This is a genomic window from Mesorhizobium sp. M0088, assembly GCF_040322895.1.
Taxonomy (GTDB): Bacteria; Pseudomonadota; Alphaproteobacteria; order Rhizobiales; family Rhizobiaceae; genus Mesorhizobium.
In genome coordinates this window covers 116,841-138,959 of sequence record NZ_JAMYUI010000011.1, presented here as the reverse complement: position 1 = coordinate 138,959, position 22,119 = coordinate 116,841, and the positions used below count along the sequence as shown (strand labels likewise).

At 59.5% G+C, this 22,119-nt stretch carries 22 protein-coding genes; 13 read left to right on the top strand and 9 right to left on the bottom strand.

Features of this window, described 5'->3' with window-relative positions; all coding sequences use genetic code 11:
• Window positions 1-86: 86 nt before the first annotated feature.
• Window positions 87-3,023, top strand: a complete 2,937-nt coding sequence (locus NKJ67_RS15280; RefSeq protein WP_352581831.1) for a hypothetical protein — start codon at window positions 87-89, stop codon at window positions 3,021-3,023.
• Window positions 3,024-3,112: 89 nt separating this feature from the next.
• Complete coding sequence (locus NKJ67_RS15275; protein ID WP_352581830.1) at window positions 3,113-3,358, top strand: hypothetical protein; 246 nt, start codon at window positions 3,113-3,115, stop codon at window positions 3,356-3,358.
• Window positions 3,359-3,534: 176 nt separating this feature from the next.
• Here NKJ67_RS15275 and NKJ67_RS15270 read toward each other — a convergent pair whose 3' ends face one another.
• The 4 genes from NKJ67_RS15270 to NKJ67_RS15255 all read right to left on the bottom strand — a co-directional run bounded on the left by NKJ67_RS15270 (window position 3,535) and on the right by NKJ67_RS15255 (window position 5,499).
• Window positions 3,535-4,224 (bottom strand): AbiU2 domain-containing protein, encoded by a 690-nt coding sequence (locus NKJ67_RS15270; protein WP_352581829.1) that lies wholly within the window; start codon window positions 4,222-4,224, stop codon window positions 3,535-3,537.
• A gap of 12 nt (window positions 4,225-4,236) precedes the next feature.
• Complete coding sequence (locus tag NKJ67_RS15265; RefSeq protein WP_352581828.1) at window positions 4,237-4,527, bottom strand: hypothetical protein; 291 nt, start codon at window positions 4,525-4,527, stop codon at window positions 4,237-4,239.
• A gap of 92 nt (window positions 4,528-4,619) precedes the next feature.
• Window positions 4,620-4,814: a hypothetical protein gene (locus NKJ67_RS15260; RefSeq protein ID WP_352581827.1), complete on the bottom strand. Its 195-nt coding sequence runs from the start codon at window positions 4,812-4,814 to the stop codon at window positions 4,620-4,622.
• 409 nt (window positions 4,815-5,223) lie between these two features.
• Window positions 5,224-5,499 carry a transcriptional regulator gene (locus tag NKJ67_RS15255; protein WP_352581826.1) on the bottom strand — a complete coding sequence of 92 codons (276 nt, stop codon included), beginning with the start codon at window positions 5,497-5,499 and terminating at the stop codon, window positions 5,224-5,226.
• Between the two features lie 83 nt (window positions 5,500-5,582).
• Here NKJ67_RS15255 and NKJ67_RS15250 point away from each other — a divergent pair, with 83 nt between their 5' ends.
• The 6 genes from NKJ67_RS15250 (at window position 5,583) to NKJ67_RS15225 (ending at window position 10,269) form a co-directional block, all read left to right on the top strand.
• Entirely contained in the window at window positions 5,583-6,050 is a 468-nt protein-coding gene (locus NKJ67_RS15250) for a hypothetical protein (RefSeq protein WP_352581825.1), read from the top strand.
• A gap of 145 nt (window positions 6,051-6,195) precedes the next feature.
• A complete protein-coding gene (locus NKJ67_RS15245) occupies window positions 6,196-6,657 on the top strand; it encodes a hypothetical protein (RefSeq protein ID WP_352581824.1) in 462 nt (153 codons plus the stop codon).
• Window positions 6,650-6,901: a hypothetical protein gene (locus tag NKJ67_RS15240; protein WP_352581823.1), complete on the top strand. Its 252-nt coding sequence runs from the start codon at window positions 6,650-6,652 to the stop codon at window positions 6,899-6,901. Before NKJ67_RS15245 ends, NKJ67_RS15240 begins: the two co-directional genes overlap by 8 nt.
• Window positions 6,898-8,820 (top strand): prohead protease/major capsid protein fusion protein, encoded by a 1,923-nt coding sequence (locus NKJ67_RS15235; protein ID WP_352581822.1) that lies wholly within the window; start codon window positions 6,898-6,900, stop codon window positions 8,818-8,820. The genes NKJ67_RS15240 and NKJ67_RS15235 overlap by 4 nt, the downstream gene beginning before the upstream one ends.
• Before the next feature lie 136 nt (window positions 8,821-8,956).
• The gene (locus NKJ67_RS15230) at window positions 8,957-9,193 is read left to right on the top strand and encodes a hypothetical protein (RefSeq protein ID WP_352581821.1); all 237 of its coding nucleotides are present in this window, start codon (window positions 8,957-8,959) and stop codon (window positions 9,191-9,193) included.
• Window positions 9,193-10,269 (top strand): tyrosine-type recombinase/integrase, encoded by a 1,077-nt coding sequence (locus tag NKJ67_RS15225; protein ID WP_352581820.1) that lies wholly within the window; start codon window positions 9,193-9,195, stop codon window positions 10,267-10,269. The genes NKJ67_RS15230 and NKJ67_RS15225 overlap by 1 nt, the downstream gene beginning before the upstream one ends.
• Before the next feature lie 410 nt (window positions 10,270-10,679).
• Here NKJ67_RS15225 and NKJ67_RS15220 read toward each other — a convergent pair whose 3' ends face one another.
• The 3 genes from NKJ67_RS15220 to NKJ67_RS15210 form a co-directional block, all read right to left on the bottom strand.
• Window positions 10,680-11,273, bottom strand: coding sequence for a GIY-YIG nuclease family protein (locus tag NKJ67_RS15220; RefSeq protein ID WP_352441447.1), 594 nt, complete (start codon window positions 11,271-11,273; stop codon window positions 10,680-10,682).
• A 129-nt stretch (window positions 11,274-11,402) separates the two neighbouring features.
• The gene (locus tag NKJ67_RS15215; RefSeq protein WP_352581819.1) at window positions 11,403-11,558 is read right to left on the bottom strand and encodes a hypothetical protein; all 156 of its coding nucleotides are present in this window, start codon (window positions 11,556-11,558) and stop codon (window positions 11,403-11,405) included.
• The gene (locus NKJ67_RS15210) at window positions 11,548-12,429 is read right to left on the bottom strand and encodes a hypothetical protein (protein ID WP_352581818.1); all 882 of its coding nucleotides are present in this window, start codon (window positions 12,427-12,429) and stop codon (window positions 11,548-11,550) included. The genes NKJ67_RS15215 and NKJ67_RS15210 overlap by 11 nt, the downstream gene beginning before the upstream one ends.
• A gap of 237 nt (window positions 12,430-12,666) precedes the next feature.
• Between NKJ67_RS15210 and NKJ67_RS15205 the strand changes: the two genes are divergently transcribed.
• The 5 genes from NKJ67_RS15205 (at window position 12,667) to NKJ67_RS15185 (ending at window position 18,768) form a co-directional block, all read left to right on the top strand.
• Complete coding sequence (locus tag NKJ67_RS15205) at window positions 12,667-13,326, top strand: KTSC domain-containing protein (protein ID WP_352581877.1); 660 nt, start codon at window positions 12,667-12,669, stop codon at window positions 13,324-13,326.
• Between the two features lie 52 nt (window positions 13,327-13,378).
• The gene (locus NKJ67_RS15200) at window positions 13,379-13,768 is read left to right on the top strand and encodes an FCD domain-containing protein (protein WP_352581817.1); all 390 of its coding nucleotides are present in this window, start codon (window positions 13,379-13,381) and stop codon (window positions 13,766-13,768) included.
• A gap of 156 nt (window positions 13,769-13,924) precedes the next feature.
• Window positions 13,925-14,953, top strand: a complete 1,029-nt coding sequence (locus NKJ67_RS15195; protein ID WP_352581816.1) for a hypothetical protein — start codon at window positions 13,925-13,927, stop codon at window positions 14,951-14,953.
• A gap of 747 nt (window positions 14,954-15,700) precedes the next feature.
• Window positions 15,701-18,235: a P-loop NTPase fold protein gene (locus NKJ67_RS15190; RefSeq protein ID WP_352581815.1), complete on the top strand. Its 2,535-nt coding sequence runs from the start codon at window positions 15,701-15,703 to the stop codon at window positions 18,233-18,235.
• A gap of 302 nt (window positions 18,236-18,537) precedes the next feature.
• Window positions 18,538-18,768 carry a hypothetical protein gene (locus tag NKJ67_RS15185; RefSeq protein ID WP_023736267.1) on the top strand — a complete coding sequence of 77 codons (231 nt, stop codon included), beginning with the start codon at window positions 18,538-18,540 and terminating at the stop codon, window positions 18,766-18,768.
• 284 nt (window positions 18,769-19,052) lie between these two features.
• On the opposite strand, the gene NKJ67_RS15180 is transcribed toward NKJ67_RS15185, so the two are convergent.
• On the bottom strand, window positions 19,053-20,366 hold the full coding sequence (locus NKJ67_RS15180) for an HlyD family type I secretion periplasmic adaptor subunit (RefSeq protein WP_352441440.1): 1,314 nt from the start codon (window positions 20,364-20,366) through the stop codon (window positions 19,053-19,055).
• Entirely contained in the window at window positions 20,341-22,116 is a 1,776-nt protein-coding gene (locus NKJ67_RS15175) for a type I secretion system permease/ATPase (RefSeq protein ID WP_352581876.1), read from the bottom strand. Before NKJ67_RS15175 ends, NKJ67_RS15180 begins: the two co-directional genes overlap by 26 nt.
• Window positions 22,117-22,119: the final 3 nt, after the last annotated feature.

Here is a 22,119-nt window from a genome sequence, read left to right as displayed (position 1 = left end):
GTCTTCTAGTCAGACACACCGGAAAACTGGGTTAACGAAGTTAACGATGATGGTGAACGGTTTACCGTCCCAGGAAGGGAATTCCCATGGCAGAGCGTAACGCGATCAATGTCCTGATCCGCCTGCTTGGCGGCCAGGAGATGGAATCCGAGCTGAAGCAACTCGGCACGTCCGGCGAAACGGCACTCAAGAAAATCGACACCGCCGCGAAGAACGTGTCGCTGGCCAATGTTGGCGGCGCACTGCGCAACTTCGGCAGCGACCTGGTGTCGACCGTCGAGCGCGTTGCAATAGGCATCGCTGCCGTCCACGCGGCCGTCGCATCCGCCGCACCGTTCATCCTTCTCCTGGCCAAGTCCGGGGCTGATGCCGCCGAAGGCGCCGTCAAGAATGCGCAGGCGACAGGGCTGCAGGTCGATGCTTATCAGAAGCTGGTTTTCGCGGCCGGCGCGGCTGATGTCAGCCAGGAAAAATTCAACACGTCGATGGATAGCTTCAACAAGCAAATCGTCAAAGCCGCCGACGAGACGGTGAAAGGCGCCGGCAGGATCAGCACCGCGATCGGGCAGACTGGTCGCGATATCCAGCAGGGCGTCGGCTTCACCGTCGAGACCTTCAAGGATCTCAACGTCGAGGTGACACGCTTTGGCGACAAGGTGTCTGGCGCCACCGCCAAGGCGCAGAAGGGTGCCAAGGGCATCTCGACCGGCTTCGACGATCTCGGCATCAAGGTCAAGCGCGCCAATGGCACACTGAAAACCAACGAGCAGCTGCTGCTGGATGTGGCCAACGCCTTCCAGAAGATGCCGGACGGCGCGCGCAAATCGGCGATTTCACTTAAGCTGTTCGGAGAGGCAGGTGCCGAGCTGATCCCGTTCCTTAACCAGGGCTCCGCCGGCATCAAGGAATTTGAAGACAGGGCGGCCGATCTCGGCATTGTCTTCAGTCCCGACCAGATAAAAGCGGCGCAGGCGTTCAACGATTCGCTCGGCGAGCTGCAAAAGACGTTTGGCGGAGTGCTTCGCCAAGTCGGTCTCATTTTCGCGCCTGCCTTCACGGCCGGCGCCAACGCCTTTCGCGACATCATCGTGCGCAACCGCGCCGCGGTGCTCGATTTCGTCAGGAGCGGCGTCCAGGTCGCGACCGTTTTCGTCAAGGATTTCTTCGCCACGCTGGCCGGCCGGGATGCCGATGTCACCAGCAACAAATGGCTGATCTCGTGGCGCGATGCCATCGTCGGTTTCGGATCCGATTTCGCTAGCGTCGCAACCGGTGTCGTGATCCCTGCCATGCAGAAAATGCGGGCCGCCGCCGACCTGACGATCGGTGCGATCAATGGCGTCTTCGGCACCAACGTCTCCACTGGCGAAGTGCTGATCGGCGCCGCGCTCATTCGCATGGTCGGCGGTTTCAGGCTGGTCTATTCGGCGGCAATCCTGGCCGCCGAAGGCATCGCTTTCCTTAGCCGTGCCGCGCTCGCCACACCGCTCGGGAGGGCTATGGCGATCATCGCGCTGGCAGCCGAGGGCATGATCGCGGTGTTCGATCGGGAGAAGGCTAAACAGCAAGGCTGGATCAATTCGACCGACGCGCACAAGACGGCGCTGGAGCAGCTGAAAGCGGCTGTCGATGCCGTCAAGGCCGGCGTGCCTGGCGCTGACGAGGCGCTGAAACAACTGGCCAAGACCAATCTCGCCGCAGCCGAGGCGGCACAACTGGCCGCAGAAGCGCGAGTAAAACAGCAGCAGGACGTACTCGATTCGCTCAAGAGCGGCGGTTTCGAAGCTCCACTGGGAGCCGACATCGAGACACAGACCGAGGCGCTGGTCCGCGCGAATATCGCACTTGCAGGGACCGAGCGCAGACTGCAGGAGGTTCGCGACACGATTGACGGCAAGGTCGTCGGCAACATCGAGGATCTGCGCACGGCGGCCGAAGGTGGCGCGGCCGGCGTCAAGGATCTCGGAACGGCTGCTGACGCCGCTGCCACCAAGGTTCAAAACCTCGACCACCAGATCACCGTCATCCGTGGCGGCGGCGCCGGCGGTATCACCAAGGAAGTCTTCGACGTTGTCGACGGCGTCGCGCATCGAGCCGATCAGTCCAAAGCAGCGCTCGACGGTGTCGCCGACAGTGCGGAGACGGCTGCTGACCGGCTCAAGAAAGTCTCGGGCGAGATCACCAATTCGGTTCAGGCGGTGCCTGACGCCATCAAGCCGGATGCCGCCGCGTCGGCCGTCGATGGCATTGTCGCCGACGTCGGCAAAATCGCGCCAGCTGCGCAGGACGCTGCTGGCGGTGTCAACGATGCACTGAGCACGATTGACGCCGGGTCGGCCTCGCAGGCGGCCGATGCCGTCGTCACCCCGTTCGAAAGCCTGCCTGGCAAGATCAGCGCGATCATGGGCGGCCTGCAGAGCCTAATACAGGGCGGGTTCTCCAATCTGGCCTCGATCGTCAACAGCCTCGCGGGGCAGATCAACGCAGCGATTGCTCGCATCCTGTCGGCACTTCGGGAAGCGGCTGCCGCCGCATCGGCGCTGCGGGCGCAGGCGGCTTCATCGTCGTCTTCGTCATCGTCGGGTGGCGGCTCTCATGGCGGCTTCGCCGGCGGCGGTGCCGTGCGCGGTCCTGGTGGTCCTAAGTCCGACAGCATTCTGGCGTGGCTATCGAATGGTGAGTATGTGTTCACGGCCGAGACCGTGAAGCGGATCGGTGTCGATGTCCTTGATGCTTGGAACTACGGCAAGGACATCTTCGCGGGCCTGCGCGGCTTCCGGTTCGGTGGCGCCGTCGACACCTTCAACCGCTCGCTGGCCATTCCACGCTATGCAGGCGGCGGTCTGGCGACGGCTGTTGCTGGCGGCAGTTCGCCGGAAGGCCGCACGCCATTGCATCTGCATTTCGATGGCGGAGAGGTGATCTCTGACGCAACGATCGGCGATATCGGCCTTCGCCGCCTTCAGACCGTATCGCTACGCGGCGCTCGCGTCAGCGCCGGCCGAGCTCCGAGGCGCAGATGACATTTCCAAATCCCGATCTTGGACCGTTTGACGGCGAAAACGAGGCATGGCGCCGGCACATAACGAAACAGTTTGCGCATCAGGTCACAATGCCCATGCTGGCGGCACGGGAATGCTCACCAGCGCAGGCGGCGACCGCCTTCATGCACGGTTTCATCAACTGTGCTGTCGAGGATGCAATGGAACGCGGCGATGGCGCGCAGCACATTATGCCCGATCTGATCGAGAAGATCCGGCCATGGATCGAAGGGCTGAAGAATGCGGAGGGAACCGCAATCTTCACGAACCGACCGCACTCACGCCTGACCGTGCTGCCGGGCGGCAAGAAAGAATGATCGCCTGGCTCGCGTTCGCGCTGGCTTTCGGCGTTGTGCTGGCGATGGCTTGGTGGCCTTGGTAGGGCGCTTGCCGGCAGCGCGTGTACACGCTGGCGCGCGGCCCGGCGCTGTGATGGTCGGCGAGGTCAGCGGCTAGTCCGTGAGCCTGTTCTGTGGCGCGCCGCCTAGGCGCGTCACAGATCGCGGGGATAGGCTTCGATGCTGCTGAAATCACCGGCCTTTAGCCGCTTGTGCCGCTCGCCTTGCACGGCCAATCCGTCATGCAGCGTGTAAAGCAGCCATGTGGCGTCAGGCAGTGGCGTAACGATATGATCGTATGCCGTCTCACTGTCCAGCAAACGAGAAGCGATGAGGTTCAGGACTTCGGCAAGAGACGTAAGCGCGGCATCGACCTTGAGCCGGGTCGCGGGCAGGAGCGCCCTGGCGTTCGGGTTGATCCGCATGTCGAGGTTATTGTGGCCGATCCGATTGTTGCGCCAGTCTCGGCAGAAGTCCTGCGCGGTCATCGCGAGATCGACCTTCGCCCTGACAGCATCGGCCAGCGCCGCGTCGGAAATGAGAGTGGCAAGCCGCCGAACCGTGAGCGTTTGCTTGCCGGCAATCTCCGGTTTGTCGGTAAGTCTTGCGATGGCGAGGATCACCTGGTCGAATATGCAATCCTGCGCGACGCGGATGAAGGTGCCACCTGCCTTATTTAGAAGATCGACGCGCGATTGCTTAATTCCGAACAGGATCTTGTACTGACCCCAGACGACGTAAATGTTGCAGAGTTCCTGCACAAGTTCGGCATATATCGCACCGAGATCCGGACCCATGACCTGCTCATAATCGGCTCGTGATTCGGCTGCTGTCCGAGTGCTCATAAGGCTTGGCCTTCATTCGAGGTTGTGACGTGCCTTGGCGAAAAAGAGGGAAATCGTGTTACGGAATTCCATTGCAACTGGATGCGCCTCTTTTTCGATCGGACCTTGGTCGGCACGCCCGCTGATCCGCTCGAACATGCCGGAAAGATAACGGTCGGGATCGTCAGATGCCCGCGCGAGATCGCGGACGACTTCCATCAGAATATATTGGTTCGCCTGGTTGATGGCTTGAGCTTGCCCGAGTGTGTCGCCTACCTGCTTCATTGTGCTCAGTAAAACTTGCAGATCGTCGTTATCCATCATCGCACTTGTCCCGTCGTTTGAAAGGCCGCTGGCAACGTTTGGCCCTCTGCGCCAATGCGTCTAGACGCGTCAGCGCAGAGGATGGTCTCAGCCTAGTGGCTGCGTCGGTCGGCTACCTGTCGGCTGCCGACGTGCTTGCGCTCTTTCAGCACCTCGTTGATTCGGGCAGGGTTCACATGGAACTCGGCCGCGATCTGATGCTGATACCAGCCCTGGCGGCGAAGCAGCCACACTTCGATGGCTGCATCGAAGTCGATCGACTGGGTAGGGTGCGGATTTTCGGTCAATGGGGTCTCCTTTATTTGACCTAAAGACGCCCCAAGGCTTGACCGACGCGGTTTGACGGGACAGTTTGTACCCGCTTGACATAAGCCGCCTCCTGCGCCTTGGGACAACCAATGCAGGATGTGAATTTCGAGAGGCCGTCGCCGGGAGGGAAACCGCGACGGCTTCTTTCCAAACACAAGTCAACATCAAGCATCGTAGCACCCTCGGCACCGCGTCAAGCACTGGGCTAAGCCATCAACGGCTTATTTGTTCCTGTTTTGATCCTATATTGGCGAAAAGCTAAACCTTTTCAATGACATGATGATGTTTTCCACAGATGTAACAATCTGTGAATCAAATGGCGTTGACTTTGGTTTTCATGGGAAAAACTGGGGATAAACCCCGGCGCAACCCCTTGATCGGGCAAGATCAGTGCGAATCGGTAGCCGATTGGTCCGGTTTCCTCAGCCGCACGCCTGGCCCTTCGCCATTCTCGGCAACGAAGATCACGCCGGCCGCTTCGAGCGCTCGACGGACGGCCGCCACGTTATTTGGCAGGCCTGCAGCTGCGCCGGCGCTGGCTTCCATCCGTCGCAATGTCGGAATGGAAACCGAAGATGATGCCGCAAGATCGGCCTGACCGATGCCGGCTAGTGCCCTGGCCGCTGCGATCTGTCGACCGGTGATTTGATTGCTTTCGCTCACTTTGATCGAAACCTATTGACATAAATATCAAATTGAGCGAAAGCTATCACGCTAATTTGTTTCGCTCAATAGGAGAATACAAAATGCCGAACGCATCCTTTGCGTCAGCCGCCGAAGGCTTGCCGTCCGCGACCACCGCTCGCGTCGGCCGGCGATCGTTCATCGCCGCTCTTTTCGCTACGGCTGCATTGCGGCCCGCAGCGATCGAAGCCGCCGGCGCCGTTGCCTCCGTAGCGATGAAATCGCGCCAGGAGAGGATCAAAGCGAGCATTGAGGATCTCAATGCTTTGCTCGCCGAGGAAACCGGCATGGCATGGTCGATCATCATGCTTGGCATGGAATATCAGACGATCAACGGCATGCCCGAAATGCCCATAATCGCCACTGACCCGACGAAATATCGGGGCCTTCATGATCCTGCCGGAATTGCCGGCCCGCCTCAGCAACACGGCAAGCCGCAATGCGGCACTTGGGTCGCCCGGCGCGAGGATGGCCCGAGCGAGGGCAGGGTGACCCGCATCCCGATCTTTGCCAGTGCCGCCAGTGCATGACCTGACATTCTCGCCGGCAAACTGAAAGCCGGGGATGGGGAAAATTTGGGCCTCAAGTTAGGCGCATCCTCTCATCCGTGCTTGACGGATACAGCGTGTTGCCATATTAGTTGAAAACGGTAACATGTTGTATCCAGAGGCGGTGATGAAACAATCGTTCACGATGGCGGAAGCTGCGGACATCCTCGGGCAGAACAAAGGCGTGCTCAAGATATGGCGGGCGCGCGACATCTGCCGCTACGGTGGCGACGGCACCCGCATGGCCTATTCGCAGGTCGAGATCATCAAGATGGCTGCCGCGCTGTCACTCAATGGGATCGGGATCGATCTCAAGCGAGCATTCGGGATCATGGAAGACGGCCAACTCGGATCGATCTTCACTGCAATCGTCGCCGGCCAGATCTGGCCGCACGACTTTTGGCTGTTCTACGTTTTCGATCCCGAGCGCAGGGGCGAGCCACGCGTTTGGGGTATTGCTCGCCGCGAGGAAGAAAAGGTGATGTTCGGGGATCCCGTTGATCACGCGATCCCTAGCGAGGCATTCCTACGTGTCAACATGTCAGCCATCGGCCGTCGCTGTCTGAAGGACATTCAGCATCATGGATAAGGTTCTGGACTATCTTCGGTCGCGCGAATTCATCGAACGCCTCACGGCGACCCGCCTGGCCGCCCGCGTGGCGACATCGAAAGGCAAGCCACTGCCTGACGCCGACCTGGCCGATGGTCTCGGGCTGCCTGGTGAGATCGCTCAGATGCTTTTCATCTTCATTGAGGCATGGGATCTGAGCGAGGCTGCAATCGCCGAGATCGCTACCCATGTTGCGCCGAAGGCAGGGGAGGCGAAACATTGACCAAGGTTCGCACCCGCAAGAAGACCGGCGATCGTCCGGTCGAGCATCTCGACATAAGGTTCGCGCCGGCGTCGGTTGACGCCAAATCGAGGACGTTCGAGGCGACTGTTGCGACCGAGACGCCGGTCAAGCGCTTCTTCGGCCGCGAGATCCTGCTTTGCAACGCGCGCGCCATCAATTCCGAGCGCCTCGCCGATCTCCCACTCCTCGATTCGCATCAGATCGTCGGCATCGATAACGCCCTCGGCCGGGCTGTAAGCCATCGCTTCGAAGGCGCGTCGCTGGTGATCAAATTCCGCATGGCGAACACGCCGCGCGGTGACGCCGCGATGGCGCAGATCGCGGCCGGCACCATCACCAAGGTTAGCGTCGGCTATTTCGTCGACGAAGAAACAGATTCAAGAGCGCCTGACGGGACGACCTTGGCGACGGTGACAAAGTGGACCCCTTTCGAGGTGTCGCTGGTCAGCGTGGCCGCCGACAACAACGCCAACATAAGAGGATTGTCCAACATGAAACGTCCGCGCAGAGTGTCTGCCCCGCCGCCGATCGTTATAGACCAGGATGACCTGATCGAAGACGGCGACGACCTTGAAAACGATAACACGCCGCCTTCGCAGGCGCGCCAGGTCGCGCCGCGTCCAGCCGCCATCGACACCATTTACCGCCAGGGCGTGCTCGCCGGCCTCGACAGCAGGGCGCTGGACGCTGACCTGGCAGACGCCAGGACGGTTGACCATGCCCGCACGATCGTAATGGACCGTCTCGCCGAACGGTCGAGCCAGAGCCGCACCATTCCTGCACGCGTCGACGAGCGGCAGTCGCGGGCCGAGGAAGCGGCACCCCGGATCGTCGAGGAGCTTACGATTCGCCTTGGCGGCAAACCGACCATCGAAGGCCAGAACGAATTCCGTGGCATGAGCCTGACGGCCATGGGGCGGACCCACATGGAACTCGCCGGCGTCGCGACGCGCGGCCTGACAGACCGCGAAATAGTCGAGCGCATGCTTTCGCCCGACCGATTCACCGGGCAGCGCAGCATGCATTCGACGTCTGACTTCCCGATGCTGATGAACACGGCCGCAAACGACGCGCTGATGCAACGCTTCGGCGCGCAGCTCACGCCGCTGAAGCAGTTTTCGAAGTCCGGCAATGCGCGCGATTTCAAGCCGATGTCCTATATCCGGCCGGGCGAGGCACCGCTGCTCGAAAAGGTCAATGAGGGCGGCGAAGTCAAGAGCGGAACCATGGGCGAGGAAAAGCAGGGTCTGCAGGTTGCCACATACGGCAAAATGTTCGCCCTGACGCGCCAGGCGCTGATCAACGATTCGCTGGGCGCCTTTGCCGATTTCATCGGTGCCTTCGGCATCTCGGCCGCGACCACGGAAGCCGACCTGTTCTATCAGCTACTTTCCGCCAACAGCTTCGGCGGCAAGAAACTGTCGGACGGCAAGAACTTCTTCCATGCCGACCACGGCAACCTCGCCGCCAGCGGTGCGGCCATCACGTCTTCGGCGGCATTGAGCGCCGCGCGCCAGGCGATGCGCACGCAGATGAACGTCAACGGCAGCTGGGTTGCTGGCACCGTGCCGGCGGTAATCCTTGTCGGCCCGGCACAGGAAACGAATGCGCAAACCATGGTGGCGCAGATCCAGGCGGCGACGATCGAAGACGTCAACGTCTTCGCCGGCAAGCTCCGGGTCGAGGTCGAAAACCGCTACGAGGGCAACGGCTGGTGGCTGCTGGCCGATCCAGCGAGCCGCCCGGCATTCATGCATGCCTATCTCGACGGCACCAACGGGCCGATGATCGAGACTAAGGCGGGATGGGAGATCCTCGGCACCGAATTCCGCTGCATCCTCGATTTCGGCTGCGGCGTCTACGATTACCGGGCCGCCTATCACAATCCTGGCCCGTAATCAGGTCTGCGGGGCGCTCTTGAGGGTCGTTCCGGTCAGGCCTTAAAGCGCTGTCTTCTGCCCCGCTGCGAGTAGGTCAAACTCGTTTTTCAAGGGAAGCGGCGTAGACCGGATGAATTTTGAAGGGTCGATGCACATGTCCATTTCGACGCTGAACATTAGGGTAACTCCGCGCAGGATGCTGCCTCTGCGTGACGCTGCCGAGTACACAGGTATCGCCGCCAAGCGCCTCGCCGGCGTCTGCCCCGTTACGCCGATCGAAATGCCGGATGGTTCGCGCCTCTATGATATGCGCGACCTCGATGCATGGATCGATGGCCTGAAATCCGGTGACGCAACCGGTGATGACGAGCTGATCGGGAAGCTCGGCTGATGGCGATCGTCCGCGTCAAAGGATTTGCCATCTGGCGCGACCGCAAGCCGCCCTACAAATGGCGCTGCCGGCATCGCAAGAGCGGCACGATGATCGACGTGACCAAGTTTCCGATCGGCACGCTATCGTTCCTCGCAGAATGCTCACGCATCGTCGCGCTCGGCGACAAGGGCGACGATCCGAGGCCCGGCACGCTCGGCCAGCTCATTGGCCGCTATCGCGGCAGCGTGTTTTTCACCGACCTGGCCGCTCGCACGCGCGCCGACTATCAGCGCTGTTTCGATTATCTGCAGCCGATCGCCGACACGATGCTCGATCGCTTCACGCCGCCGCTGGTGGTCAAGATCCGCGACAAGGCGGCCGCCAAGCATGGCCGCCGTTTTGGCAACTACGTCAAGACGGTGCTGGCGCTGACCTTCGCCTGGGGCGTCGAGCGCGGTTATCTGAAGATGAACCCGGCGATGAAGATCAAGGGCATCCGCCGGCCGCGCGGCATGGCCGACGCGAACCGCCCATGGTCGGACGCCGAGCGCGATGCCGTCGCCGCCGCGCTGCCGGCGCATATGCGGCTGCCGGTGGCGTTGATGATGTTCTGTGGCCTCGATCCGCAGGACGCGCTCAAGATCCCGCCTACGGCCGTCTCTGATGGCATGATCGACGCCAGGCGAGGTAAGACCGGCGAGGCGATGTGGTTCCCGCTGCCGGCGCCTGTCGTCGCCGCGCTGGCGGTGGCGCCCAAGCATGATGCGATCACGCTCTGCGCCAACAGCCGCGGCAAGCCCTGGACGCCGTCAGGCTTCCGGGCATCGTGGCGTCCGATACGGCAGGAACTGGAGATGTCCGGCGACGTGCAGCCAGGCCTGACGCTCAAAGGTCTGCGCCATACGGTCGCGACGATACTGGCCGAGATGGGATACGACGAGCGCACGATCGCCGATATGCTCGGCCAGAAGACGATCGAGATGGCGCGCCACTACTCCAAGCGCGCCAACAAGAGCCGGAAAATGTCGGCCGTGGTCACCAGTTTCGACGCCGAAGTGAACAGGCGGCGAACAAAAACTGTCAAACCCGCCTGAGAAAAACGTCAAACCGGATGGTATCAACACCATGACCAGCGCCGAAAAGAGCAGGAAAAACAAAAAGGTAGAATGGTGCCCAGAGGCGGAATCCAAGTGAAGAAAATCCCGTTTTCCTTTCAGAGACTTATACGAAGGCTAGTCGCATCTGCTACCAACAGAAATACCAACAAAATATTTCTGTGGATTGGTTCGGTTCCTGCTATTTCTCTCAATGGCTCGCACCTGCACCTTGTCTCTTCCGGTTCGGTCTAGATCCTTCTTGGGTTATTTATCATCATGCAGGGGGTCGAGTGAAGACCACGGCTGCCCAAGACCACTCAATGAGAACGGATGCCCGCTTGCGGCCCAAATGCGCCTGATGTCGGTCGTTCATTCGCTGTGCAAATGGTCCCAAAAGCCGCCGTCGGTTAAGCTAACCCGCTACGTCGCGCCTTACTTGCACGCCCTACTTTCAAGCGCTCTTCGTACTCCTTCCAAGCCATATAGTCTTCCTCGTTGTCAAAATCGGGCTGTGAGAAATCGGTGAGTTCATCGCAGCTTAAACAGTGAAACATCTGCGATGCGTCCTGAAAGTGCATGCCGCACAAGCAGCCACAAAACGGGCAGCACTCTTCAAGCTCGAGGTTGCTCCAGTCCCAGACGCCGAGATATTCAGGTACGCCGTCACGATCGTGACCGACGACTTCAAAGGCATCTGCATTCTTTTCGACGAAACCCTTGATGCCCGCGCGTTTCAGATCCTCGAGAATGTCGGCGGGTTGAAGGTAGAACCACTCTCTGGCGCTACTCCCTCCATGCCGGCCAATGTTATGCGCTGCATATTTCTCGTGGAGCCGCCTTTCCGTTTCGGCCTCATTCTCCGCTTCGATCCACCCCACTACCTTTAGCGGGCGCGAGTTGCCGGTCTGTAAGGCACCTCGACGACCTCTAAGGTTCGTCGCGCGACCGATCTTCATCCGCCAATCGGCGTTATTCTCCTCGAGGATGAAATAAATGGGCATCGCTAATCGCCTCCCATGTCAAACAAGCTACGCGGCTCTTACGCACTCACATGTCAGACGTTAAGGTAGAATTTTCGTGCGCCCCGAAAATCGGCGGGGTATGCCCATCCTCTATCCGGCCGCCGCGCTTCACCATTCAATAGGCCGGACTACACGCTGCCGCTTCGAGTAGCCCTCCGGAGCTGGCACGACCAGCCCGGCGATCCGTTCCGGCTCTTCGCTCAATTGCGTGTGGCCCATCCCGTGCAGAAGCCCGAAGACAAGCCCGTAGAGGTCATCCGCCACGCCCCGTCCCCTTCAGGATAACGCGCACGAATGCAAACATCCGCGTAAACAGGTAATCGACATGATCCGGAGAGATCAGCACCTCCTGCGTCGTCTCGGAATGACGAATGCGGAAGCTGTTCCCGATCGTCGTCAGCTCGGCAGCCTCCCGGCCAAGAGCGTTCCGGAACCCAGAGTCCTGAGTGGCGACGCGGTCCAGCAGCGCATCGGCCTGGGCGCGCTTATTGGCGCCGGGTTCCAGCGTCTTCAGCCGTTCAAAAGCATCCCACAGCTTCTCCAGCGCGTCCTGCCGGTCCTCGGGCTTTGGCGAGAGAAACCGTTGCCGAGCGGCTTCGAGCAGCCGGTCGGTTTCCGCATCGCCCGTCTGAAACATCGCCCAACCGAGCGCATTGGCGATCGGCTGGGGGAGGAGGCGGCGAGCCTGCCCGATCGGTGTTAGCTCATAAGCGACCGCGTTGCGACGAAACAGGAGATTCACGTCCGCCACAAATCGCGTGAGGCCAGCATCGCGGTTCCAGCTCAAGTGATGGTGGCCGAAGTAGGAGTGATAACTGCCCTTGATCGGTTCGCCCACGGCGCTGGCGCAAAACTCGAGCAGATCGAGGATCACCGGCGTATCGGGCACTTCGTTTGCGGAGAGCGGCCACAGAATCCACGGCACCTCGGCGCCCAGCACCCGGCTGAAGGCCTGAGCATCACATCCGTACGGACCGTTGCCGTCGGGACACTGTTCCGGAAAGCGCAGGCCAAACGAGCCGTCGCCGATCCTCGTCTGGATCAAGCTGTAAAGGCCAGCCCACAGACGCGCATCAATAGCGTAAATGGTTGCGGGACGTGCTCCGTATTCCCGATCGGTAAAATAGGTCGACACCCTTTCCCCCATCATCGCTTCTCAGCACGGTTCTCCTCCTGGCAATGTCTGCGCATCGCTTGATCGGCGTCTCGAAGGCTCCGCGTGGTCCAGCAGCAGGCCGCTCCCCACCTCAGGAGGAAATTGCGAGGCGGTATTGTTAATTAACAGCAGTTGGAGTCAGCAGATCATTACGCTCTGCTCTCGATCTACAAAGGATGCGCATGTTTCACAAGCGGACAGGAAGCGCGGCGCGTGATGAAAGGCTTCAGCTTTGAATTCCAACCGGCCACCCGTAGAGAAACAGCGGCGTTGAGCATTAACGGGCCTGCCCGAACGGCTGATTTTCCCCAAAGGCTGTCGTCGATAGATCGATGGGGTCGCCTGCCGACGGGCATCTATCGGCTGGGCACGTCCTATAACCGGACAGTCCACTTGCGGCCCCAATCATACCGCCCCCACGGCCAGGGCATGGCATGCTGGACGGAAAGTCACTCTCGTTTGCCTCCAGCCGATTGCGATGTTGCCACTGTTTGGCTCTCGGTTCGGTGCTCGTGCAAATTTGCAGCGGCTATTTTCGCTCTGTTTCCTGACGGACGTCGTCGACCACCACGACTGATTGGTCAGTTCTCGTGCGCAACCAACCCCTCCGCCGCTCGTTGGTTCGTTGCTTTGCGAGAATCTCCCCTTGGCCGTTCAATGCCGTCGACCTCGATACGCAAGTTCGACTATGACCGTAACAACAGGGTACTCTCGGTTTGGTTTGTCGCCAGCGGGAAGCACTACGAGTTCTCGGACGTACCGCCTGAGATCTTTACCGCGTTCAAATCTGCCTTCGCCAAAGGCCGTTATTTCAACGAGCACATCCGCAATCACTTCCGGCACCGCTTAGTCGGACCTGCGAGTTTCAAGGATTAGGGGCTTCTCGCCGCTGCGCGAGGCGCTAAATCGCCTGCAGGCCGAGCGGCTGGTGACGGCGGAATCGCTGCGCGGTTTTCGCGTGGTGCCACTCTCTCTCGACGAGTTGCGCGATGCTATGTCGGTGCGCATGATGGTCGAGACGCAGGCGCTGCGCGCTGCGATCCGCAATGACGACGATGCCTGGGCGACGGGGATCGTCTCGTCGCTCTACGCCCTCAACGTCCAGGCTGGACGCACCGGACCTGAGGCTGACATCTGGACTCTCGAGGCGAGGCATTACGCGTTCCACCGCGCCCTGTTGGCGGCGTGCAAATTGCCGTGGACGTTGGAATTCGCTTCGACCGCCTCCACGCGGCGACGGAGCGCTACCGCATCCCGATCCTTTTGGCCGCCTCGCACCCGGCCGGCCGCGACGTGCAAGCCGAACACAGCGCCCTAAGAAGAACTGGCTTAATCTTCTCGACGTGATTTCAAACCCCAGCGCATCCAGCACAAACTGTATCGATCGGAGCAAAGGCGGCGCCGCCTTTATCCAGTGATGGCTTACCGTGGTTGCCGCCTCTGGCGCATCTGCAAACGGATGAAGGGGCGTGTGGTGAGCAATACGGTGTCCTCTCGATCGACTGACAATGCAGACCTCGATAGGCTCGAAGGCGAGGCCCGTTTGGCCGCAGCTAGAGCCAAGTTGCTCACGGCGGAACATGTAACGCAGGATGGCAACAAAAAGACATGGTGGAAGGATGGGCAACTCAACCTGTTAATCATTGGTGGTATCGTGACGATCATGGGCAATCTCGGGGTTGCCGCCTACAACGGTTATGAAACGCGCTCTGAAGATAGATTGAAGGCCGTTAACGATCTCGACTTGCAGCGTGAAAGGGCAAAGTCAGACCTGCTGTTAAGTGCCATGCGGACCAACGATTCGAAGGCGGCGCAACAGAACAACCTGTTTTTTATTGATTCTGGACTTATTGCAGACCCGGGCGACAAATTGAAAAAAGCAGTCACGAAGTACTTTCCGGTTTTGCCTGCCCCCAGCGGTGCTGTGCCATCCTTCCTCGACCCTTCTGACTACGCGCAAGCCTTCTGGCAGGTTTCCCTAGACGCCAGCCAGATGTCCATGATCGACAACGAAGCCAACAAGATCACGGCCGGGCGCCAGACATTCGAAACCGTAGCCAAAGCAACCCATGCCCCTTGGTACGTCGTGGGCGTTGTATGGATGTTGGAGACCGGAGGCGATTTCAGCACTCACCTTCACAACGGCGATCCGCTCACGGCCCAAACAGTTCATGTCCCCGCCGGACGACCGCTCCAGGGGCAGCCTCCGTTTACGTGGCAGGCAAGCGCGATCGACGCGATCAAGCTTTACAAATTGGACAACGCTGACACGCTCGACCTAGGCGACATGCTAGATCGGCTCGAGGGATACAATGGCTATGGCTACCGTCGCCATCAGGTGTCGTCGCCGTTCCTTTGGGCTTTCACGAGTGGCTACGCTGGTGGATCGTACGTGGCAGACGGCGTCTTTGCGTCAGATGTGAAATGGGCAAGACCGGGAGCCGTTGCCTTGCTGCGCCGTCTCCAGGATCGCAGAGCGATTAACTTGAAGGGGACAAACTAGACTGGCTAGCTGCTTCGCGCCGCTTATCCACACCGACATCAGCTTCGCGAGACAGTGTATTGGGCCTGTTGTCCTATTTGCATAGGGGCTGATTGAAATTGGCGGGTGGGATTACCGGCGTATGCGTGTTGTAGAGCCGGACTGACGAGATGGAATAAGAAGCAAGGATGACGACCGGCCAGATTTGCATCGATGGAAACCACTCCCGTGGTGCTCATCAATCACCTTGCATGTTGCGCTGACATTGGGCCGCGCGGCCGACCTGTTTCAGGACAACGCCTGACGAGCAGGTATCGGTCTAGCCATCTTTCAGAATTTCGCCCCGATGGGACCTCTATGGTACCGAGGATCATCAGAAACGCAGATGCGGCACCCGATCGAAGTAGCAAGCCGAATATTACCCGAAAAAGCCTAAGCGAACGCGGATACCATGCTTTAAGAAAGTTTGACTTGTGCATGACCCGTCGCTGTCAAATCGAGCAATTGCTGTTATCAGAGTGTAGGCTAGGAAGATCGCGATCGGGGGAGGCGATGCCAACTGTAATTGTACCCGGCGCCAGCACTGAGGTTCGAACTCGGGTAGAGTCCCTCTTGGCCTCCCTCTTTGAGCAGGCATTAGGAATTGAGAGTCTAATCCTCAGCCCGATATGCGCCCACGTCCTGCTCGAATGCGCGAGGTATTTGCCGGAGAAGGTCAGAGAACGCGAAATACTTTCCACGTCGACTGTATTTTTGACAACCCTCCTTATGGCCCGCAGGCTTGCCACTACTGTTTCTGACGATGCCGAACGGTTGAGCGACGAGTTCGATCAATTACGCCGTTGGGGCGAGCTCGTTCGGGGGGGCTTCTCCAGTCGCCTCGACGCCGCGGCCGAGAGTTTCTTTCAAAAAATCCCTGTACCGGACATTGAGTTGTTCAGGGGGATCGCGCCGGCAACTAGCCTCGTGGGCGTCCGCCTTGGTCCCGGGTTGACACATGTCTTCCAGGCCTGCGGCAGCAAGCGAGAAGTAAGGCTAACGGATATCGTCCTGCGAAGTCTCGATGACCCGGAAGCTCGCCTGCCGACGCGTATCGAAGAATGGCAGTTGGGTGCCCTGGTGAGGGGGATGAAGGGAGTCGCGAAGACTAAGGCGGGGCGCATCCCAAGGATGGTCAGGGAGGCAGATGACAAAGAGTTGTCGCTTTTCGTTCAAGATTACGCAGAAGCTCTGGCAACAATCCTGCGCAGCGCTGAGGACGAATTCACTTTTGCCCTCTTTGGGCCATGGGGCAGCGGAAAGACCACGCTCACGCGGCTGCTGAAGCCTTTGCTAGAATCCCCGGAAGACTTCGTCACACAGACTGGAGCACCCCAACAACCGTTTGCTAAGCTGCGCTACGAGGTCGTAGGCCACAATGCCTGGAAGTACCGTCAGGCGCCTGAAGCATGGGTGTACCTCTACAAGAGCCTCGTCGAGCGTGCGGGGGCCAGCCTGCGCAGTTTCGATAGGATGGCTCTGGCGGCCAGAGCGTCCCATTTTCTCTATGGGCCATGGCCGCTCGTCGGCGCGCTGATGTCGCTCGCCCTATTGGCGATCCCTCTCAGCGCAACTTTGCAACTCGCAGCTGTACTGGGAGCCCTGATCGGGACAGGCGCGCTCGCTCACATGGCCGTAATCGCTCCCAAGGTGCAAACCAAGGTCAGAGCCATTTTCGCGAAGAACGCCAGGCTGAGCACTGGGCCGGAGCGGCTCGGTATGCTGGCACTGGTCGGGGAGGACGTGAAAGCGTTGCTGTCGGCTTGGACGAAGAAACCGCCCGACGTTCCGTCGGAGGGTGACGGAAGGAGCGAGTTTCCATCGACCAACGGGCAGAGGCGGTCCGTGCGGACCACGCTGGTGTTCCCCCTACTGATATTGGCAGCCGTGGCAATTGGCTGGGCCTACGGTCTGTGCACATCGCCCCAGCCCCGAGAGGGTGGCTTTCTCATCCGGAGCCTTGAGGCGATCGCCCAAATCCTCGACGGCGGCGTTGGCGAAGGATTGCATAATGAAACCGTGGGGCCCAAAAGCGCGCACAACCAGAAATCCGAAGAGCGTGCGGCAACCAATCCGGAAAACTGGATACTCTTGGCCTGGATTGGACTTGTCTTGGTCACCATCCTGGGCCCCTGGTGGATTTCCGCGCCCGGACCAGACCGTGTGCTGTTGATCGTCGACGACCTAGACCGATGCAGCCCAGACGACATGCTGACTGTAATTGAGAACATGAAATTGTTGGTCGACGACCCGGTTCTCAGGAACAGATTGCAAGTGCTGATGCTGGTCGACGAACGGGTTCTGGCGTTTGCTATTGCCAAGCACTACACGGACATGATCGACGAACGCGCCGCCGACATTGTCGGAGCTAGTGCCGCTAACGCCAGGCTGATTGCGAAGCAAGAGATCGTTGCCGAGCAGAACGAAAAGCTGTTTGCCTGCCACGTCCGCTTCCCGGCGCTGAGTGATCGCGACGTAGCGGCCTTAGCCGTGAAGCTTTCCTCGCGCGAGCTTGAGGAAAGCGAAGAGCAGGAAAAGCAGGACGCGGAAGGGCGGCGAATTGACGAGCTGCAAAGGGCGGAAAGGGTTCTGCAAAATGCGGTAGCCGCCAAAGCCAGTGCGAAGTCGACCATCGAACTTGTGCGTGAAGGGCAGAAACGACCATTTGTCGATATCGATGCACCATCCTCAAAGCCGGTGCCAAAGCACTTGCGGGATATGGGATTGGCGGATGCCTTCTTTCCCCCATCGGAGCAAGAAAAGACCGTCAGGATGCGACAGAACGCAGCGGCCGAGGAGTTTAACCGCAAGCTCGAAGCCCTGTCGGCTGAAGAGCGACTTGCCCAGAACCCAGACGTGATCAAGCGCTACGATCAGACCGTCGCGATGGAGGAGCAGGCCCGAGCGGACCTGGAACGGGTTCGGAAACGATCGGCTCAGGCCGAAACCATTCAGGCAGACGCGCCGACGTTTCCCTTCAACGAGGGCGATGTCCGCTTCACAAAGGATGAGGTCGGCGAGCTGGGGCAACTTGTGCCAGGCTACTTCCGAGCGATCAACAGGCGCCCGTCACCACGTGCTATCCGCAACCTGCTCTTCAAGATCCAGCTCTTCCGTTTGTTGCTGCAGGTCCGCACGCCGAATCTGCCATTGGAAAGTCTCTCGATTGTTAGCATCTTGGACGCGTTCAAGCAGGCGGCGCAGATCGAGCCGACGGCAACGCAAGACGAAGAGACCGTCTCGATCGCGAGCCAGGTAATCTAATGCGACAATACCGCAGATCCCGTGCTCGCGGCCGTGCCTCCCGCCACTAACGACCCATCAGCCGAACCGGACGGCTTGCGCTTCCGTGCCCGTGCTGCGGCGGACGCATGATCATCATCGCGATGTTCGAACGGGGAGGCAGTTGCTCAGACCGCCACACCATTTTGTGATGCGATCTTTCAAAGAACGGCAAGTTGAAGCGCCATAGCCGACGCCTCCCGCGAGATTCTGACCTTCCTATGCATTGCACCCACAGGTGAAGAGACCGTCGAGATGGATCTTTCGTTCAGAAGAAAACTGCCATGCGAACCACCGAACGTGATCGACCGCCTTCCGGCTGGTTTGTGGTCGACGTGATGCGCCGCGAAGCCCGGAAGTGGGACTGGACGGCGCTTATGACCGATACGCATCCTGATGACGATCTAGAAGCTCGGATCTTTGCGAAGCAGTGCTGGGTCCGCATTCCCGGCAAGCACCGAAACCGAGATGAGGCTTGGGATATGTTCGAGGCGATGTCAGCCACGCGGCACTGACTGACTTTCATTCCGCAGAAGAGAAACGAACAGCCCGCTGCCGCTGGTGGCGGTGTTTCATGTCGCCTTTCATGTCGCGCACCATTAAAAACCGTTGAAAACCAAGGATACTCAGTTGCAACATGAAACGCGGACATTTCTGCATTTGAGGATACGTTAAGATGCTAAATTCACTACAGAAAGAAGTTGTGACCAGAGGCAAATGAGGAAATATGTCTGTGCCTTCAGGTGTTACCACTCTCAAAGAAACCAAGAAATACAACAATATATTTCTGTGGCTTATTTCATTCCTCCCGGAATGTCCGACTGATTTGGTCCGACAGCGGCTTCACAAAATAGGAAAGCGCCGTACGCTCGCCCGTCTGGACCATCGCTTCGGCCGGCATGCCGGGCACGAGCGTCAGGTCCTTGAGCTTCGTCAGTTCCGCATGCGGAACCGATAGACGCACCAGGTAATACGAAATGCCGTTTTTTTCGTCCGTCGCCAGATCGGCTGCGATCCGGCTGACATATCCGTTCAATTCCGGCGTGGTTCTCAGATTGAAGGCTGACATCCGCAGCACGGCCTTGTGACCAAGCTGGATTTGGTCGATGTCCTTCGGGGTGATCCGTACTTCCAGCGCAAGATCGTCGCCTTTCGGCACGATTAGCATGATCGGATCGGCGGGCGTAATCACTCCGCCGACCGTATGAACTGCGAGTTGTTGAATGGTGCCTGACTGCGGCGCGACGATATCGATCCGTCGCAGTTCCTGTTCAGCCGCCACCTTGCGCTCACCATACTCCCCGATCTGCGCCTGAACCTCTCTGAGCTCCTGGCCGACTTCGGTCTTGAAATCCTGATCGATCTGCGGGATCTGCAGGCGCGTTTCGGCTATGCGGGCTGCTGTCTGTGCCTGATGTGCGATCTTCTCACCGCGTTCACCACCGAAAGTGGCAACCTGGATCTTCAGGCTGTTCAACCGTTGGTCCGAGACAATGCCTTGGTCGCGCAGCCCACTCAGAACAGCAATTTCCTTTAGGAGAACCTCGATCCTTTTTTCACAGGCAATTTCCTGCGCCTCGAATCCTTCGATCTCGTGGTGATATTGAGTAATGTGTTCCGCCAGTTGCGCCTGCTTTCCGTCGCGGGATTGTCTGCGGAATTCGAACAGCAGCGTCTCGCTATGTATTGCCGAAGCTACGTCCGGAACATCTCTTCGGGCGAGCAGCCAGTCCGGGAAGGCGATCTCCGCGAGATCGTCACGTTCAGCATCGAGTCTTGCCTGGTAGGCGGCGAGCTCATCGAGCCGCTTGGTGACTATGGCGAGATTGGCGCGCGTCTGGGTGGCATCGAGCCGCATGAGGATGTCGCCGGCTTTCACTTTATCGCCTTCGCGCACCAGGATTTCTCCCACCACCCCGCCGGTCGGGTGCTGCACCTTCTTGACATAGGAATCGACGACAAAGTGTCCGGACGCGACAACCGCACCGGAGAGATTCGTGAAGGCCGCCCAGGCTCCGGCTCCTCCCACAAAGATTACGCTCGCCAGAAGGCCCGCCACCAGGTGGCGGCGAATGGAGCTGGAAACGTCATTGTTCTGATGAATGCCGGACACCGGGATCCTCCATGTCAGCGCGCTCTCCCACGTGATCCTGTGTAGACTCGATGGCGTTGACGCCAGCGCCTCGTGCCATCGCTGTCCCCTTCAGGACTTTGGAAAGCGCTTCATCACGCGCACCGAATGCTCGCTGCCGTCCACCTTCCATCACCAACACCAAATCCACGGCGCGGATGGCGCTGGGCCGATGGGCGACGACAACCGCAATGCCCTTGCGCTCGCGCACGGAGGCGATCGCCTTAATGACCGCAGCCTCGCCTTCCGAATCGAGATTGGCATTGGGTTCATCCAGCACAACAAGGAAAGGGTCTCGATAAAGAGCACGGGCAAGACCGATACGCTGGCGCTGCCCGGCGGAAAGTGCCGATCCGGCGTCACCGATCCGAGTTTCGTAGCCGTGCTCAAATCGGAGGATCAGTTCGTGCGTGCCCGCTGCTTTCGCCGCGGCGACAATAGCCTCAGGGTCAGGATTATCTTCAAAACGAGCGATGTTTTCGGCAATGGTGCCGTCGAACAGTTCAACACCTTGCGGCAGATAGCCGATATGACGGCCTAGTGCTTCCCGGTCCCATTGATCGAGGCTTGCGCTGTCGATGCGAACTTTTCCGGCGACCGGCGCCCATGCGCCGACGATGGCGCGCGAGAGTGTCGACTTGCCCGAGCCCGATGCACCGATGATCCCGAGTGCGCTTCCCGCCTGAATGGCAAACGCAAGGCCGGTCACGGTCGGCTTCCTTGCGCCGGGCGGAACGATTGTCACGCCTTCGAGGCGCAGTTCGCGTTCAGGTGCAGGCATTGGCATAACGGCAGCGGATTCAGGAACCTTTTCCAGGAGTTCCTCCAGCCGCGCCCAACCCTGGCGCGCCATGAGGAAAGGTTTCCAGCTTGAAATGGCCAGATCGACCGGAGCCAGCGCGCGCCCCATCATGATCGAACTGGCAATCATAACCCCGGCCGTAGCCTCCTGTCTGATGACAAGGTACGCGCCGACGGCAAGAATGGCCGATTGCAGCAGCACGCGCAGCGATTTTGAAATGGCACCCAGCCCACCTGCCACGTCCCCAGCTTTCCGGTTGGCGGCCAGAAACTTGGCATTGGCCTTTTGCCATCGGGCAGCGATCCGCTTTCCAAGACCGAGAGCTTGCACGACCTCGGCATTGCAACGCGCTGCTTGCAGCAGACCATTGCGTGCCATGTTGTGGGAAACGGTATCGCTTATCGGCCGTTGCGAGAGAGTGTTGGCAAGGAGTGTCAGAGATGTGAGGCCGACCGCCCCGATAAGTGCCGTCATGCCGATCCAGAAATGAAGGAGGAAGCAAATGCCAAGATAAAGCAGCATCCATGGCAGATCGAAGAACGCTGTCGGACCGTTTCCACCTAAGAAGCCGCGAACATTGTCGAGATCGCGAAGCGGCTGTAAGCCGTCGCCCGGCATGCGCGTTGAAAGCGGAAGGCGAACGATCGCATTGTGAACGCGTCCGGAAAACTCTCCATCGAAACGCTCGCCAATCCGCAGCAGCACGCGGGCGCGCAAAATGTCGAGCAAGCATTGGAACGCATAAAGCCCCGCAGCAAGCACGACGAGCCCCACCAGCGTCGATACGCTGCCACTTGCCAGAACGCGGTCATAGACTTGAAGCATGAACAGCGGCGAGATCAGCGCAAGCACGTTGACCACGCCGCTGATCAACAGAATTCCCCAAATAGCGGAAGTCAGAGGGAAAGGTCTCAAAGCTGAATCCTTCAAGGA